The sequence below is a fragment of the Streptococcus sp. Marseille-P7375 genome (genome assembly GCF_902460365.1).
Classification (GTDB): Bacteria; Bacillota; Bacilli; order Lactobacillales; family Streptococcaceae; genus Streptococcus; species Streptococcus cristatus_I.
The window spans coordinates 844,829-859,635 of the sequence record NZ_CABPTR010000001.1 but is presented as its reverse complement, the minus strand read 5'-3'; the positions used below and the strand labels follow the sequence as shown (position 1 = coordinate 859,635).

Genomic DNA, 14,807 nt, shown 5'->3' with positions numbered 1-14,807 from the left:
GATCGGGCTTTCTTGGTTTTTTTATGCTTTAGAAGGGCTATTAAGGATGAAAATGAGTATTTTTAATTCAAGAAAGAGGTAGAAAACTTATAAAATCAGATTATAGCAACAATTAAAATATATTGACTCTGTTTTCTATTTACTATTGCCCCAAAGGCTGATATACTAATCAAAAAGCGCTTACAAGAAAATTTGAAAGGAACTGGTATGACTTTAGAAACAAGAAAGTTTGCGATTCAAGATTCATATGGCGACCGATTTCAACATTGCTGGGGCTGCGGCCCTAAGAATGATCTAGGCCTGCATTTAAAGACTTATCCTAGCTTAGATGGGAAGGAATGTGTCACTAGAATACGACCAGAATCTCACTATACTGGTGGTGTGCCGGCCAATCTTTTTGGTGGCATGATTGCTATGATTTTTGATTGCCATGGAACGGCTTCAGCGGCTTGGTTTGCCCATCAAGAAAAAGGCTTGGACTTGACTCAAGATACAGTCATTGGACGCTTTATCACAGCCCGCTTAGAAGTTGATTACCAGAGCCCGACGCCTATTGATCAGGAAATCATCGTCACTTCGCAGCTTGAGGAGTTGGGAGCAAGGAAAGCTATTATCGTGATGGAGATGTCAGTAGCAGGACAGCCAAGAGCCAAGGCTAGAATGGTAGCAGTTGCAGTGAAAGATCATATGTAGTCAAATTCCCTTGGTGCATTATATCAAGGGAATTTTAGTATCTTTGGAGTAATTTTATCTTGATTTTTGCAATTAGGACATTATTTTGGTATAATAGTTAGTTGTCTTGGGGTCGTTACGGATTCGACAGGCATTATGCGGCACATTTTGCGACTCATCTAGCGGATGTAAAACGCCAGTTAAATATAACTGCAAAAAATAACAATTCTTACGCTTTAGCTGCCTAAAAACCAGCCAGCGTGACCTGATTCGGATTGCTTGTGTCTGATGACCGGTCTTATTATGAGCAAGCTACGGTAAAATCAAGTCTAGGGATTTTACAAGAGATTGATAGACTCGCTTAGCTTGGGCTTGAGCCATGTGTCAAAGCTGAGTTAATTGAAGACATGGCCTATGGTCGTAGACAAATGTGTTGGCAGGTGTTTGGACGTGGGTTCGACTCCCACCGGCTCCATAGGGATATGTAAATGAGGTTTTTGATGATATGAGTTTTTTTGGAAAAATCTTAGGGACAAGTCAAGACAGTCATCTACCCATTGAGGAAGTTTCTGCTGATTTAGAGAATCTTCCGAATGAATGGGGCTCTTTTTCGACTATGATTGACGAGCGAATGGCTAGTATCCGTCTAAATTTAGCCTTGGATTCTGTCGCTCCCTATCCATCTTATACTTATGCACTACGTTTGAAAATCGCTATTTTGAATGTTGATCCAGAAACAGGGTTTCCAGATTATGACGAATTTTCTAATTTGAACCTCATCGAAGATCGTCTTTCAGAAGCGATGAAGCGCATTGCGGCTATCTATGTCGGAGTAGTCATCACAGATGGTCATATAGAGTTTTATTACTATTTGAAAGATAGAGAGCGGCACATGCCGATTATTGCTCAAGTAATGGAGCAATTTTCGAAATATCAATATAGTTCAGCTACTCTGGTGGATCCTGAATGGAAACAATACTTTGACTTCTTGTATCCAAATGAATATGAGTACCAATCTATCTTAAACCAGCGTATCTGGTATCGCTTAGAAAAAGACGGGGATGACCACAGTCAACTAAGGGAAATGACTCATAAGTTTAGTTTTGAGACTTACGATGATCGTGTTTCCTTTATGGGGGATGCCTCTGCTCTTGATTATGATATTTCTTCTAGGAAAAAAGAAGAAGGCGATCCTCGACCTTACAAACTAGAAATATCCCGATTTGATACCACAGAGCTCCCTAGCATCAACCAACATGTTTGGGAATTAATAGAAATTTCGAAAAAATATAACGGAAAGTATAGCGGCTGGAGCTGCAATGTGGTATAATGGATAAAGTTTTGAGAAAGCAGGTCTTTCTCTTTTATGGAAGATTACTCAAGAGGCTTAAGAGGCTGTGTTGGAAACGCAGTAGGCGTGTAAAAGCGTGCGTGGGTTCGAATCCCATGTCTTCCGTTGTATTTCAAGAAGCGCCTAAAGGCGTTTTTTTGATAGCAGGACGAAGAACGACAATCACTTTGTTTAATGCTAGACTCCGAGAATATAGAAGTAAGGATAGTATGCAAGCAATCAGATGGATTCGTTTCCATCTTTTTTATTTGAGAAAAACCTTGAAATTTTTCTGAAAAAGAGTAAACTGTACATAGAAAGTTTTGGAGGTTCTGAATGAAGTTATATGTCCAGTTGATGATTATTTTCTCGATTTCCATCATTGGAGAGGGGATATCAAGTGTCTTCCATCTTCCCATTCCAGGTAGTATTATCGGCTTAATCTTGCTATTTCTTGCTTTGCAGTTTAAGTTATTGAGACTCCGCCATGTCAGTATGGTCGGCAACTTCCTGTTAGCCAATATGACCATTCTTTTTCTGCCGCCGGCAGTTGGTATTATGGATAAATTTCATGTGATTGCTCCTTATCTACTGCCAATTATTCTGATTATCCTTGGTGCCATTGTTTTAAATGTGATCGTCATTGCCCTTGTCGTACAGTTCATCAAGCAGCATTTTGAAGGCGATTATGAGGAAGGAGGGATGGATCATGTCTAATCTTTGGAGCAATCCGCTATTTGGCCTCGCCTTGTCCATTTTGGCCTACCTCATTGGGATGCTGATTTTCCGTAGATTTCCTCATCCTCTGACAACGCCTCTCCTTTTAGCAGCGATTTTGGTCATTGCTTTCTTGGAATTAACGGGAATTTCCTATAAGGACTACTATGTCGGTGGGGCTTATTTGAACAATTTAATCGTACCGTCTACGGTTGCTTTAGGAATTCCGCTTTATAAAACCTTCCACCTGATGAAACACCATGCTCGCAGTATCCTACTAGGCACCTTTGTCGCTGTAGTGGTCAATACGACTTTCACGGCTCTGCTTGCGAAATTCTTTGGGATGGACTTCTTTTTAGCGATTTCCCTATTCCCAAAATCTGTCACAACAGCGATGGCAGTAGGAATTACTGATAAAATGCAGGGCTTGACAACTGTTACCTTGGTGGTTGTTGTAGCGACAGGTATTTTGACAAGTGTCATGGGACCGACTATTCTTAAACTGCTAAAAATTAAGGATCCAGTAGCGGTTGGCTTGGCCTTAGGTGGCACGGGGCATGCAGTTGGTACCGGAACGGCTTTCAAATATGGACATGTTGCTGGAGCTATGGCAGGTCTTGCAATCGGAGTGACAGGGATCATGTATGTAATTGTCAGTCCAATCGTCGCAGCCATTATCTTAAAATAAAAAAACATGAAGCAGTATTTCTGAGAAATATTGCTTCATGTTTTTCATTTATCTTAGTTGATAGCTGCTAGGAGGGCATCTGCTTGAGCAGAAAGCTCAGCAAGCTTGTCTTCTGAAAGGACTAATTGGCCAGTTCCCCAAGCTTCTGGGTTGATACCGACACCAGTAAATTGATCAACCACATTCATACGAATGAATGGAAGGAGGCTACGGTAGTGCTTGAAGACCTCATCAGGTGAAGTGCCGTTAGCAACAGATGAAACAGTTACCACTTTGGCGTTGAGAGCAGAAGGACCGCTAGGGTCTGACAGATCAAGTGCGCGTGAAGTCCAGTCGAGCAAGTTTTTCACAACGCCTGGGATGGCCCAGTTGTAGACAGGTGAGAAGATCCAGATAGCATCAGCTGCAAGGATTTCTTCACGAACCTTGGCAACAGCAGCTGGAGCTGGACTTTCGATATCTTGGTTAAAGAATGGTACATCCTTGTAGTCCAGATAGGAAACCTCAGCTTTACCAGCCAGAGCCTTTTCTGCTTGAGCTGCCAACTGATGATTGAATGAACCTTGACGAAGTGAGCCAACAATAAATAGTACTTTAGACATAAATGTGTCCTCCATTTTATCTTTATTTAAGAGGTGTCCCTCTTGTTACTAACTATGTTACAACAATTGTCACTAATTAGCAATAATTTAGCTCAGCCTTTTGAAAGTTTTTAAAATCCGCACCAAATCTTCCTTGTCTTTTTGGGAGAGGAATGCAGTCATATGGCGGATATTGGCGATGTGCTCTGGCAAGACAGCCTCGATCTTTTTCTGGCCTTGGTCGGTTAGTTGGATGAGAAAGGAGCGGCGGTCATTGGGATCGCAGCTGCGACTTATCCAGCCATCTCTTTCCATGTTTTTGATAACGACCGTCATATTTCCCGATGTAGCCAGCATGCTGTCAATCAAATCTTGAATCCGCAGTTCTCCTTTACTATATAAGGTTTCCAAAACGGAAAATTGGGTTGGCGTCAAATTATGCTTTTTAAAAATTTGAGCTTCGAGATTACGAATGGTGCGCTCCGCCTTATGGAGAACGATAATTGTCTTGAGGTCAAGTAGAGTATCCTTGTCTAGGTTTTCAGTTATTTTCATAGCAACATTTTATCAATAAGTAGTAATAAATGCAAATGTAATAAAAGTCCTAGAAAAATCAGGCTATTTGTAGTATAATGATTCAGTGAAACATAAAATTAAAGAAAGGGCTAAATTTCCTATAAGGCACTATGCCATTGGGCTTTTCCTCGTCCTCACGGCGCTTGTTTTTTCATTTTTTACGATATTGCACCTTGCTATCGAGCCTTGGCAGTCAGCCAAGGAAGGTTCTCAACAAATCGCTAAGAAATATGCAGATTTGGAAAGTCTGACGAGCTTTGCGATTTACAATGGCGAAGAGTCCTACTATAGCTTGATTGGGAAAACTAGTAAAAAAGAGGAAGAAGCTGTTCTGATTTCAAAAAATTCCAACAAGATCCATGTCTATCGCTTGCAAGATGGGATGAGTCAGGCAGAGGCAGAGCAGCTGGCCAAGGAAAATGGAGCGATCTCTATTGATAAGACTACTTTTGGTTATTTAGACGGTCAGCCTGTTTGGGAAATTAAGTCTGGAAGCACTTATTACAATATCGGATTTGAAAGCAAGACATTGCTCAGCAAGGAGGGGCTATGAAATTATCCAATCGTGTTTTAAATATGGAAGAAAGTGTGACTCTGGCGGCGGCAGCCAGAGCGAAAGCTTTGAAGGCGGAAGGCAGGGATATCCTTTCTTTGACCTTGGGAGAGCCAGATTTTCCGACGCCTAAGAATATTCAGAAAGCAGCGATGGCAGCGATTGAAGATGGCAGAGCTAGTTTTTATACGGTAACAAGTGGTCTGCCTGAGCTAAAAGCAGCGGTTGTAGACTATTTCGCCAAGTACTATGGCTATGAGATTCAGTCTAATCAAGTGATAGTGGCAACAGGTGCTAAGTTTTCTCTTTACACCTTCTTTATGAGCGTGATTGATCCTGGAGATGAAGTCATTATTCCGACGCCTTATTGGGTCAGCTATGCCGACCAGATCTTGATGGCCGAAGGAAAGCCTGTTTTTGTTCAAGCAACAGAGGAAAATAACTTTAAGGTGACGGTGGCCCAGTTGGAGGCTGCCCGTACTGAGAAGACCAAGGTCTTGGTTCTGAACTCGCCATCCAATCCGACTGGTATGATTTATACAGCAGAAGAGCTGCTGGCTATCGGGAACTGGGCTGTTGAGCATGATATCCTGATCTTAGCCGATGATATTTATGGCCGCTTGGTCTATAATGGCAATAAATTCACGCCGATTTCTAGTCTGTCAGAGGAAATTCGTAAGCAAACAGTCGTCATCAACGGTGTTTCCAAGAGCTACTCTATGACGGGCTGGCGGATTGGCTATGCTGTAGGTGAGCCTGAGATTATCTCAGCGATGAGCAAGGTTGCAGGGCAAACGACTTCTAATCCGACAGCGGTGGCGCAATATGCAGCCATTGAAGCCTTGACAGGTAGTCAGGATACGGTCGAAAATATGAGATTGGCCTTTGAAGAACGCCTGAATATTATTTATCCTTTGCTGGCTCAAGTGCCTGGCTTTGAAGTTGTCAAACCTCAGGGAGCCTTCTACCTCTTCCCAAATGTTAAAAAAGCGATGGAAATGAAAGGCTATACAGATGTGACGGCCTTTACCACAGCGATTTTAGAAGAAGTAGGAGTTGCTTTGGTGACAGGGGATGGATTTGGTGCGCCAGAAAATGTCCGCCTCAGCTATGCGACTGACATGGATACACTAAAAGAAGCGGTTCAACGCCTCAAGGATTTCATGGAGAAGTAAGAATGATTGATCATTTTGAGATTAAAGTAAAGGATTTAGAAATTTCAAAAGACTTTTATACAAGCTTTCTTGCTCCTCTTGGCTACGAATTAGATTTTAGAACTGACTCTCTACTCAGTTTTGTTGCCCCCAATAGTCCTCATCCTGGTGGAGATTTTTGGCTAGGAAAGGGAGAGCAGTCTCCTATTCACTTTGCTTTTTTTGCAGAAAACCACGAGCAGGTTAGAGCTTGCTACGAGGCGGGTTTGAAGGCAGGTGGAAAAGATAATGGTGCACCTGATTATCGGAGTGATCATCTACCTTACTATGCAGCCTTTGTCCTAGACCCAGATGGAAATAATGTCGAAGTAGTCTGCCACAAAGAATAAAAAATAGAAAAGAGAAAAAAACGTGTCGAAGAAAAATGTAACAATTATTGATGTAAAAAATCATGTTGGTGAAGAAGTAACGATTGGTGCTTGGGTGGCCAACAAGTCAGGAAAAGGGAAAATCGCTTTCTTGCAGTTGCGTGATGGTTCTGCCTTTTTCCAAGGTGTAGCTTTCAAGCCTAACTTTATTGAGAAATTTGGCGAAGAAGTAGGACTTGAGAAGTTTGATACGATCAAACGCTTGAGCCAAGAAACATCTGTCTATGTGACAGGGATCGTCAAAGAAGACGAGCGTTCAAAATTTGGCTACGAGCTTGACATTACTGACATCGAAGTCATCGGCGAGTCAAATGACTATCCAATCACGCCAAAAGAACACGGAACAGACTTCCTCATGGACAACCGTCACTTGTGGCTACGTTCTCGTAAGCAAGTTGCCATGATGCAGATCCGTAATGCCATCATCTATGCTACCTATGAATTCTTTGACAAGAATGGCTTTATCAAGTTTGACAGCCCGATCTTGTCAGGAAATGCAGCAGAGGATTCGACTGAGCTCTTTGAAACAGACTACTTCGGAACTCCAGCATACTTGAGCCAATCTGGTCAGCTGTACCTTGAAGCAGGAGCCATGGCATTGGGCCGTGTTTATGACTTTGGTCCTGTATTCCGTGCAGAAAAATCAAAAACTCGCCGTCATTTGACAGAGTTCTGGATGATGGATGCGGAGTATAATTTTGTTACTCACGATGAGTCACTCGACTTGCAGGAAGCTTATGTCAAAGCCTTGATTCAAGGTGTTCTTGACCGTGCTCCTCAAGCTTTGGAAACATTGGAACGTGATGTAGAACTCTTGAAGCGCTACGTTGCTGAGCCATTCAAGCGCGTTACCTATGATGAAGCGATTGACCTCTTGCAAGCCCATGAAAATGATGAAGATGCAGATTATGAGCATTTGGAACATGGTGATGACTTCGGTTCACCGCATGAAACATGGATTTCAAACCACTTTGGTGTACCAACTTTTGTGGTGAACTACCCAGCAGCTATCAAGGCTTTCTACATGAAGCCTGTTCCTGGAAATCCAGACCGTGTCCTTTGTGCAGACTTGCTTGCACCAGAAGGCTATGGCGAAATCATCGGTGGTTCTATGCGTGAGGAGGACTACGATGCCCTCGTTGCTAAAATGAATGACCTTGGTATGGATACGACAGAATATGAATTCTACCTGGATCTTCGTAAGTATGGATCTGTTCCACACGGTGGATTTGGTATCGGTATCGAGCGTATGGTTACCTTTGTAGCAGGTACCAAGCATATCCGTGAAGCTATTCCATTCCCACGTATGTTGCACCGTATTAAACCGTAAAACGAATTAAACGCCCATGTGGCGTTTTTTCAACAATGAACTATGAAATAATCCAAATATAGAATTTTAGAGAAAGAAGAGGTAGGAGTCATGTAAACAGCGGATTAACAAGTGATAAAGGATAGAAATGAAAAAACACTTGTTAAAGGAGAAAATATGTTTAAAAGAAGTTATCGGAAAAATATCGGTCTTATGGCCGGAGTTGAATTTTTTGCCTTTCTAGGCATTACTAGTTTTTGGATTTTATTTCTAAGTCAAAACGGCATGTCACTTTGGCAGATTGGGCTTTTGGAAAGTATCTTTCACGCTACCAGCGTCATTTGTGAAATTCCGTCTGGGATGTTGGCAGATCGATTTTCTTATAAGACCAATCTTTATCTGAGCCGAATAGCCGGGATTGTCTCTTCGATTCTTATGTTGGCGGGGCAGGGGAACTTTTGGGTTTATGCACTGGCTATGATGATCAGTGCTTGGTCCTATAATTTTGATTCGGGGACAAGCGCAGCTATGGTCTATGATTCGTCCGTAGAGGCGGGACTCAAGGAACGTTATCTGTCCATCTCCAGTTTCATGTCTGGAGTGGCTGAAGCGACCCGGTCTTTGGGAACGGTCTGGGCTGGATTTTTTGTCCATGGGCAGTTGCATCTGACCTACTATATCATGATTGGCACCTCTGTCATCGTTCTTTTCTTGACTTGGATGCTGAAGGAGCCAAGTGTCAAAGCAGAGAAAGCGGAATGCCTGACCATGAAAAAGATTATCTGGGCTGTCAAAGAGGAGTTGCAGAGAAATCCCAGCCTTTTCATCTGGATGATTCTGTCCCAAATCATCGGAACACTGATGTGCATGTTTTATTTTTACTACCAAAATCAATTGCCTGACTTAAAAGATTGGCAGATTTCGGCGGTCATGCTAATTGGTAGTGTCTTGAATATCTTGGCAGTCTATCTGGCCAGCAAGGTTGGAAAGAAGTATTCTGCCTTGAAACTCTTTCCTTCAGTAGTTCTTCTAACTGGAGCAAGCTACCTGCTGTCCTACTTTGGAACGCCGATCATTTATATTTTGGTTTATCTAATCAGCAACGCCTTGTATGCTCTTTTCCAGCCGATTTTTGACAATGATTTACAAAAGCAGCTGCCAAGTGAAGTACGGGCGACCATGCTTAGTGTCTATTCTATGATGTTCAGCCTGAGTATGATTGTCATCTTCCCTGTGACAGGCTGGTTGATTGATAATCTTGGCTTCGACTGGACTTTTATAGCTTTGGGTGGCTTCTTATTAACCGTAACGCCACTTTTGCATATAGGTTTAAAGAAAATAAGCCAGAGCTTACAAGAAGTCTAATATTAATGTTCTCTTTCTGCTGGTCAGAAGGAGAATATTTTTTACCCTTTGAAAATTATGGTAAAATAAATACAGTTTAATGGAGAAGTAGACAGTATGAAAGATTTATTGAAATATTTCAAGGGCTATATTAGGGAGTCTTTGCTGGGGCCCTTGTTCAAGCTTTTGGAAGCCAGTTTTGAACTCTTAGTTCCGATTTTGATTGCGGGGATTGTGGATGAGACCATTCCTAGACACGACAGCTCCCATCTCTACTGGATGGTTTTTCTTTTGATGGGCTTGGCTGCGCTGGGCGTGGTGGTAGCAGTGATAGCCCAGTATTATTCGTCAAAGGCGGCAGTGGGCTTTACTCGTCAGATGACAAGAGACCTCTATCAAAAAATCCTGCGCTTGCCCAAGGCTAGTCGGGATGAGTTGACGACTTCTAGCTTGGTTACTCGGCTGACGAGTGACACCTATCAGATTCAGACGGGCATCAATCAATTTCTTCGTCTCTTTCTGCGGGCGCCCATCATTGTTTTTGGCTCTATCATCATGGCCTTTACTATCAGTCCGGTCATTACCTTGTGGTTCTTGCTCATGGTGGCAATTTTAACGGCTATTATCGTTTTCATGTCTCGTCTCATGAATCCTCTCTATGCTAAGATTCGCCAGCTGACTGACCAGTTGGTCAATTTGACTCGTGAGCAGCTACAGGGCATGCGGGTTATAAGAGCTTTCGGTCAGACCCAGTGCGAGGTACAGACCTTTCGAAATCGTAACGAGCTCTATAAAACCTGGCAAATTAGGACGGGAGCTCTGGCTAGTCTGATTAGCCCTCTGACCTTTCTTACGGTCAATGCTACCCTGATTGCTGTTATTTGGCAGGGAAATGCTTTTATCGGCAAGGGCTTACTGACTCAGGGGATGCTAGTGGCCTTGGTCAATTATTTATTGCAGATTTTGGTGGAATTGCTCAAGCTGGCTATGCTGGTCAACTCACTCAATCAAAGCTATATCAGTGCGGGGCGCATCAGTCAAGTCTTCGAGCAAACAGAAGAAGATGTCCTGCAGGAATTAGTGCAGGAAACAGCTCTGCTAGATCAAGCCATTAAAGTCCAGCAGGTTAGTTTTTCTTATCCAAATGCAGCTAGTCCAGCCTTGACTGGTCTGACTTTTGATTTGAAAAGAGGTCAGACTTTAGGTGTTATTGGCGGAACAGGCTCAGGTAAGTCTACTCTGGTTCAGCTGCTGGCTCATCTCTATCCTGTGGCTGCTGGTCAGTTGACCATCTTTTCCCAAGGACGCAGTCCTAAAAATCTCAGCGAATGGCGGTCTTGGATTAGTCTGGTGCCTCAGAAGGCGGAGCTTTTTCAAGGAACTGTTCGCTCCAATCTGACTTTAGGACTGTCAACCAAGCCAACAGATGCGGACTTGTGGCAGGCTTTGGAGATTGCTCAAGCGGCGGACTTTGTCTCTCAGAAGGAAGGTGGCTTGGATGCGACTGTAGAGGCTTTTGGCCGAAATTTTTCTGGCGGTCAGCGTCAGCGTTTAACCATTGCCAGAGCTGTCTTGCGGAGGGCCACTTTCTTGGTTTTAGATGATGCGACTTCAGCTCTGGACTATCTGACAGAGGCTAGACTCTTGCAGGCTATTAAGAATGAATTGACAGAGACCAGTCTAGTATTGATCTCTCAGCGGACCAATAGCTTGCGCTCAGCGGATCAAATTTTAGTGCTGGATAAGGGAGAACAGGTGGCTCTTGGCCGCCATGAGGAACTCTTAGTCAGCTCTGCCATTTACCGAGAAATCCATCACTCACAGCATAGTCAAGGAGAGGAGGACAAGCATGAAGCATAAGAAATCATCTAGCAGCTTGAGGCGTTTGAGTCGAGATTTGCTGCAGGCGCGCTGGCTCTTTCTCCTAGCTAGTCTGGGAACGGTGGCTCAAGTGGCTCTGACTGTTCTTCTTCCAGTTTTAATTGGAAATGCGATTGATAGCGTTCTTCTTCCTCAAGCGGACCAACATTTGATGCCGATTTTGGGCCAGATGTCGTTGGTTATCTTAGCCAATACGCTGATTCAGTGGCTCAATCCCTTGCTCTATAATCAGCTGGTTTATCGCTATAGCCAGCAGCTCCGACAGGGTGTTATCAAGAAAGTTCATTATTTGCCTTTGGCTTATCTGGACCGGCAGGGAACTGGCGACTTGGTTAGTCGGGTGACGACGGACTTGGAGCAGCTCAGCAATGGCCTGCTTATGGTTTTTAATCAATTTTTTGTGGGTTTGCTAACCATCTTAGTCACTATCATTAGCATGGCCAGATTGGACTTTTTCCTCCTGCTTTTGGTCTTGCTTTTGACGCCCCTTTCTCTCTTCTTAGCTCGCTTTATTGCTAGAAAGAGTTTTAGCTTTTTCCAACGTCAGACGCAGGCTAGGGGAGCGCAGACCCAGCTGATTGAGGAAAGTCTGACCCAGGAAAGTCTGATACAGGCTTTTAATGCTCAGGAGCAGTTTGATACAGCTTTTACTCGCAGTAATCAAATCTATGCAGACTATTCGCAGGCGGCCATTTTCTATTCTTCAACGGTCAATCCTTCGACTCGTTTTATCAATGCCCTGATCTATGCTTTGATTGTAGGCTTTGGGGCTGTCCGAATCATTCAGGGAACAGGCTTTACGGTTGGGCAACTGGTAACCTTTCTCAACTATGTCAACCAGTACACCAAGCCTTTCAATGATATATCGTCAGTCATGTCGGAATTGCAGAGCGCTTTGGCTTGCGCGGAGCGGATTTACAGCATTTTAGACCAAGAGGAAATAGCAGAGTCTGGTCAGGAAATCCTCCAGTCGGAAGATGTCAAAGGACAGATTAGCTTTGAGCATGTGGCTTTTGGCTATGAGCCTGGAAAAGAGTTGATTCAGGATTTGAATATAAGGATTCCAGCAGCTAGCAAGGTCGCAATTGTCGGGCCAACTGGTGCGGGCAAGTCTACTTTAATCAATCTCCTCATGCGCTTTTACAATGTTGATAGTGGCCTTATTTCTTTAGACGGTACTCCCATCACGCATTACACCAGAGCCTCTTATCGTCAGCAGTTCGGTATGGTACTGCAAGAGACTTGGCTCAAGACGGCGACCATTCATGACAACATAGCTTTTGGCCGGCCAGATGCCAGCCGAGAAGAGGTTATTGCAGCTGCCAAGGCGGCCAATGCTCATTTCTTTATCCAGCAGCTGCCTCAGGGGTACGACACCTACCTAGCGGATGCTGGGGACTCTCTTTCTCAAGGTCAGCGGCAGCTCTTGACCATTGCCCGTGTCTTCCTTTCCGTTCCAAAAATCCTAATCTTGGACGAGGCGACTTCCTCCATTGATACCCGGACAGAAGTCTTGATTCAGGAGGCTTTCAGCAAGCTCATGGTGGGTCGTACTAGCTTCATCATTGCCCATCGCCTGTCCACTATTCAAAATGCTGACATCATCCTCGTCATGGTAGATGGTGATATCGTCGAGCATGGTAATCACCAGGAGCTCATGGATGCCAGAGGTGTTTATTACCAAATGCAGACAGCGCAGGAGTAGAAGGAAGAGCTTTATTTAAGTTCATAGATTGATACTAAACAAAACGAAAAGAGTTGGAAATTCCAACTCTTTTTGCTTATAGTTCAACTTCCTCCAACCCTGTCTCTGTCAGTTTATAAATCTTCTGGCAGACTTCTTTGAGAAAGATGCGGTCGTGGGAAACAGCGATGATAGCGCCGGGATAGGTCGTCAATAGCTGGCGAACTTGAGGCTGAGAGGTGGGAGAGAAGTTGCGGGTTGGCTCGTCCAGAAGGAGGACATTGGGACGGTCTAAGACTAGTTTGAGCAGGAGGAGCTTGGCTTTTTGACCTCCGGAAAGCTGCCCAATCGGGTGGCGGGCCTCGTCGCGCGTGAACTGGAGACTAGCTAGATGGGTCAGAATTTTCTCCTCCTGAGCCTTGTCGCCAGAGGGAGCCAGAAAGACCAAAGGAGAGCTTTCGTCATCCAGCAAGTCGCCATAATGCTGGGGCATGTAGCCCACTCGCATGTCTGTCCGCCCACGCAGTATCTTCCATATTTCCTTCAGCAGAGTAGATTTGCCTGCACCATTAGCACCAATCAGTCCGATTTTTTCCTGGCCACAGACCTCCAGAGTCAGGTTCTTCGCCAGTTGTCGTCCGTCTACTTCCAGTTTTATGCCTTCTAATTTTAGGATTCTTTTGGTCAATGGCAGAGCTTCTATGTCTGAGAAGTGAAGGCTGATAGCATCTTCCTGTGTTGGGATTTCGGTCATTTCAGCGCCTACCTTTTCAAATCGTTTGCCCTGTGAGAGGACGTTTTTCATCTTCTTGGCTAATAGTCGGCCTTGGACATCATTTTTGGTATTTCTCAAGGCATTCTCAACATTTTGTTTAACCCGTCGGTGTTTTTCCATAGTCTTGGCATGTTCTTCCCGCTCTTTCCGTGCCAATTGACCTTGTTTTTCAAAAGCCTCCTGACGCTGATGGCGGTAATTTTCATAGTTCAGACTCTTGACGCTGGTTCTGGCCTCCTGTTTCTTTTTGATTCGCTCCAGATGAGCAATCTTGGTCGCAGCTTGAGCGAGAAAGTGCTCGTCGTGAGAGACGAAAAGGACAGTTTGCTGGCTATGGCTGATAAAGTTTTCCAGCCAAGTCAGAGTTTCAAGATCGAGGTCATTGGAGGGCTCGTCAAGAAAGAGAATATCCCAATCACTGGCTAGTTTCTTGATGAGCTGAACTTTAAGTTTTTCTCCTCCAGATAGGCTAGAGAGCTGCTGCTGACTGGCAAAACGCTGGCTGTCAAAGTTGAGCTCTCCAGCATAGCGATAGAGCTTGGCATAGTCCAGCTCTGTCTCAAAATCAGCAAAGAAATAGTCATTGAGCGTCAGTTGGGCATCCTCTGAAGGCAACTGCTGGGGCAGGTAGACAGCAGCAGTATAGGACTTGTCAATCTGTCCGCTGTAGCTGACATAGGAGCTGACCAGTCGCTCGTCTAGCAAGAGCTTGAGTAGGGTGGACTTACCATTGCCCTCCTCACCGATAATAGCGACCTTGTCTCCTTGATTGACAGTCAGTGACAAATCTTTGACTAACTCCTTCAGGTCTTTTAGGTGGGTAATGGTTAGATTTCTTATTTGCAGCATAGATGTCTCCTTCGTTTTATAATACAAAATACAGCCCTGCTTTATTTAGCAGAGCCGTTGAGATTGCACAAAGAAGACACAGGAGTGTCCAAATAGGGTCATTCGTTTGTAGGTTTCCAGCTGGAACTGTCATAGGAGCGACAGGATTAATCTAAAGATAAGCAAATAGATGCTTGAAAGCACAAAAAATGAACATCCCGCGGATATGCAGAAACATGACAAAATCTACTAAATAAAGTTTCCTTTAAAAAATAGACTTAATTTTT

General features: G+C 44.0%; 14 protein-coding genes, 1 tRNA gene and 1 other RNA gene. 13 read left to right on the top strand and 3 right to left on the bottom strand.

Annotated elements, in window-relative coordinates:
- Window positions 1-207: 207 nt before the first annotated feature.
- The 6 genes from FZ954_RS04475 to FZ954_RS04450 all read left to right on the top strand — a co-directional run bounded on the left by FZ954_RS04475 (window position 208) and on the right by FZ954_RS04450 (window position 3,407).
- A complete protein-coding gene (locus tag FZ954_RS04475) occupies window positions 208-693 on the top strand; it encodes a thioesterase family protein (RefSeq protein ID WP_148877406.1) in 486 nt (161 codons plus the stop codon).
- Window positions 694-801: 108 nt separating this feature from the next.
- Window positions 802-1,150, top strand: a transfer-messenger RNA (tmRNA) gene (gene ssrA, locus FZ954_RS04470).
- A 27-nt stretch (window positions 1,151-1,177) separates the two neighbouring features.
- Complete coding sequence (locus FZ954_RS04465) at window positions 1,178-2,002, top strand: DUF695 domain-containing protein (RefSeq protein ID WP_148877404.1); 825 nt, start codon at window positions 1,178-1,180, stop codon at window positions 2,000-2,002.
- A gap of 38 nt (window positions 2,003-2,040) precedes the next feature.
- A tRNA-Ser gene (locus tag FZ954_RS04460) sits at window positions 2,041-2,128 on the top strand.
- 210 nt (window positions 2,129-2,338) lie between these two features.
- Complete coding sequence (locus FZ954_RS04455) at window positions 2,339-2,719, top strand: CidA/LrgA family protein (RefSeq protein WP_005590547.1); 381 nt, start codon at window positions 2,339-2,341, stop codon at window positions 2,717-2,719.
- Window positions 2,712-3,407: an LrgB family protein gene (locus FZ954_RS04450; RefSeq protein WP_148877402.1), complete on the top strand. Its 696-nt coding sequence runs from the start codon at window positions 2,712-2,714 to the stop codon at window positions 3,405-3,407. The genes FZ954_RS04455 and FZ954_RS04450 overlap by 8 nt, the downstream gene beginning before the upstream one ends.
- A gap of 53 nt (window positions 3,408-3,460) precedes the next feature.
- On the opposite strand, the gene FZ954_RS04445 is transcribed toward FZ954_RS04450, so the two are convergent.
- Both FZ954_RS04445 and FZ954_RS04440 read right to left on the bottom strand, forming a co-directional pair.
- Window positions 3,461-4,009, bottom strand: coding sequence for an NADPH-dependent FMN reductase (locus FZ954_RS04445; RefSeq protein WP_061422693.1), 549 nt, complete (start codon window positions 4,007-4,009; stop codon window positions 3,461-3,463).
- An 87-nt stretch (window positions 4,010-4,096) separates the two neighbouring features.
- Window positions 4,097-4,543, bottom strand: coding sequence for a MarR family winged helix-turn-helix transcriptional regulator (locus tag FZ954_RS04440; protein WP_148877400.1), 447 nt, complete (start codon window positions 4,541-4,543; stop codon window positions 4,097-4,099).
- A gap of 85 nt (window positions 4,544-4,628) precedes the next feature.
- Between FZ954_RS04440 and FZ954_RS04435 the strand changes: the two genes are divergently transcribed.
- The 7 genes from FZ954_RS04435 (at window position 4,629) to FZ954_RS04405 (ending at window position 12,938) form a co-directional block, all read left to right on the top strand.
- Window positions 4,629-5,117 carry a DUF5590 domain-containing protein gene (locus tag FZ954_RS04435; RefSeq protein WP_148877398.1) on the top strand — a complete coding sequence of 163 codons (489 nt, stop codon included), beginning with the start codon at window positions 4,629-4,631 and terminating at the stop codon, window positions 5,115-5,117.
- Window positions 5,114-6,292, top strand: coding sequence for a pyridoxal phosphate-dependent aminotransferase (locus FZ954_RS04430; RefSeq protein ID WP_148877396.1), 1,179 nt, complete (start codon window positions 5,114-5,116; stop codon window positions 6,290-6,292). The genes FZ954_RS04435 and FZ954_RS04430 overlap by 4 nt, the downstream gene beginning before the upstream one ends.
- A gap of 2 nt (window positions 6,293-6,294) precedes the next feature.
- Complete coding sequence (locus FZ954_RS04425; RefSeq protein WP_125405558.1) at window positions 6,295-6,660, top strand: VOC family protein; 366 nt, start codon at window positions 6,295-6,297, stop codon at window positions 6,658-6,660.
- 22 nt (window positions 6,661-6,682) lie between these two features.
- Complete coding sequence (gene asnS, locus FZ954_RS04420; RefSeq protein ID WP_148877394.1) at window positions 6,683-8,029, top strand: asparagine--tRNA ligase; 1,347 nt, start codon at window positions 6,683-6,685, stop codon at window positions 8,027-8,029.
- A gap of 156 nt (window positions 8,030-8,185) precedes the next feature.
- Entirely contained in the window at window positions 8,186-9,373 is a 1,188-nt protein-coding gene (locus FZ954_RS04415) for an MFS transporter (RefSeq protein WP_148877392.1), read from the top strand.
- Window positions 9,374-9,469: 96 nt separating this feature from the next.
- A complete protein-coding gene (locus FZ954_RS04410) occupies window positions 9,470-11,212 on the top strand; it encodes an ABC transporter ATP-binding protein (protein WP_148877389.1) in 1,743 nt (580 codons plus the stop codon).
- Window positions 11,202-12,938 carry an ABC transporter ATP-binding protein gene (locus tag FZ954_RS04405; RefSeq protein ID WP_148877387.1) on the top strand — a complete coding sequence of 579 codons (1,737 nt, stop codon included), beginning with the start codon at window positions 11,202-11,204 and terminating at the stop codon, window positions 12,936-12,938. The genes FZ954_RS04410 and FZ954_RS04405 overlap by 11 nt, the downstream gene beginning before the upstream one ends.
- Before the next feature lie 76 nt (window positions 12,939-13,014).
- Here the strand turns inward: FZ954_RS04405 and FZ954_RS04400 are convergent, their stop codons facing one another.
- A complete protein-coding gene (locus FZ954_RS04400; RefSeq protein ID WP_148877385.1) occupies window positions 13,015-14,541 on the bottom strand; it encodes an ATP-binding cassette domain-containing protein in 1,527 nt (508 codons plus the stop codon).
- Window positions 14,542-14,807: the final 266 nt, after the last annotated feature.

Coding starts and splice junctions, on each gene's coding strand:
- FZ954_RS04415 (WP_148877392.1), top strand. CDS start 8,186: ATGTTTAAAAGAAGTTATCGGAAAAATATCGGTCTTATGGCCGGAGTT.
- FZ954_RS04440 (WP_148877400.1), bottom strand. CDS start 4,543: ATGAAAATAACTGAAAACCTAGACAAGGATACTCTACTTGACCTCAAG.
- FZ954_RS04465 (WP_148877404.1), top strand. CDS start 1,178: ATGAGTTTTTTTGGAAAAATCTTAGGGACAAGTCAAGACAGTCATCTA.
- FZ954_RS04405 (WP_148877387.1), top strand. CDS start 11,202: ATGAAGCATAAGAAATCATCTAGCAGCTTGAGGCGTTTGAGTCGAGAT.
- FZ954_RS04410 (WP_148877389.1), top strand. CDS start 9,470: ATGAAAGATTTATTGAAATATTTCAAGGGCTATATTAGGGAGTCTTTG.
- FZ954_RS04455 (WP_005590547.1), top strand. CDS start 2,339: ATGAAGTTATATGTCCAGTTGATGATTATTTTCTCGATTTCCATCATT.
- FZ954_RS04450 (WP_148877402.1), top strand. CDS start 2,712: ATGTCTAATCTTTGGAGCAATCCGCTATTTGGCCTCGCCTTGTCCATT.
- FZ954_RS04475 (WP_148877406.1), top strand. CDS start 208: ATGACTTTAGAAACAAGAAAGTTTGCGATTCAAGATTCATATGGCGAC.
- FZ954_RS04430 (WP_148877396.1), top strand. CDS start 5,114: ATGAAATTATCCAATCGTGTTTTAAATATGGAAGAAAGTGTGACTCTG.
- FZ954_RS04400 (WP_148877385.1), bottom strand. CDS start 14,541: ATGCTGCAAATAAGAAATCTAACCATTACCCACCTAAAAGACCTGAAG.
- FZ954_RS04425 (WP_125405558.1), top strand. CDS start 6,295: ATGATTGATCATTTTGAGATTAAAGTAAAGGATTTAGAAATTTCAAAA.
- FZ954_RS04445 (WP_061422693.1), bottom strand. CDS start 4,009: ATGTCTAAAGTACTATTTATTGTTGGCTCACTTCGTCAAGGTTCATTC.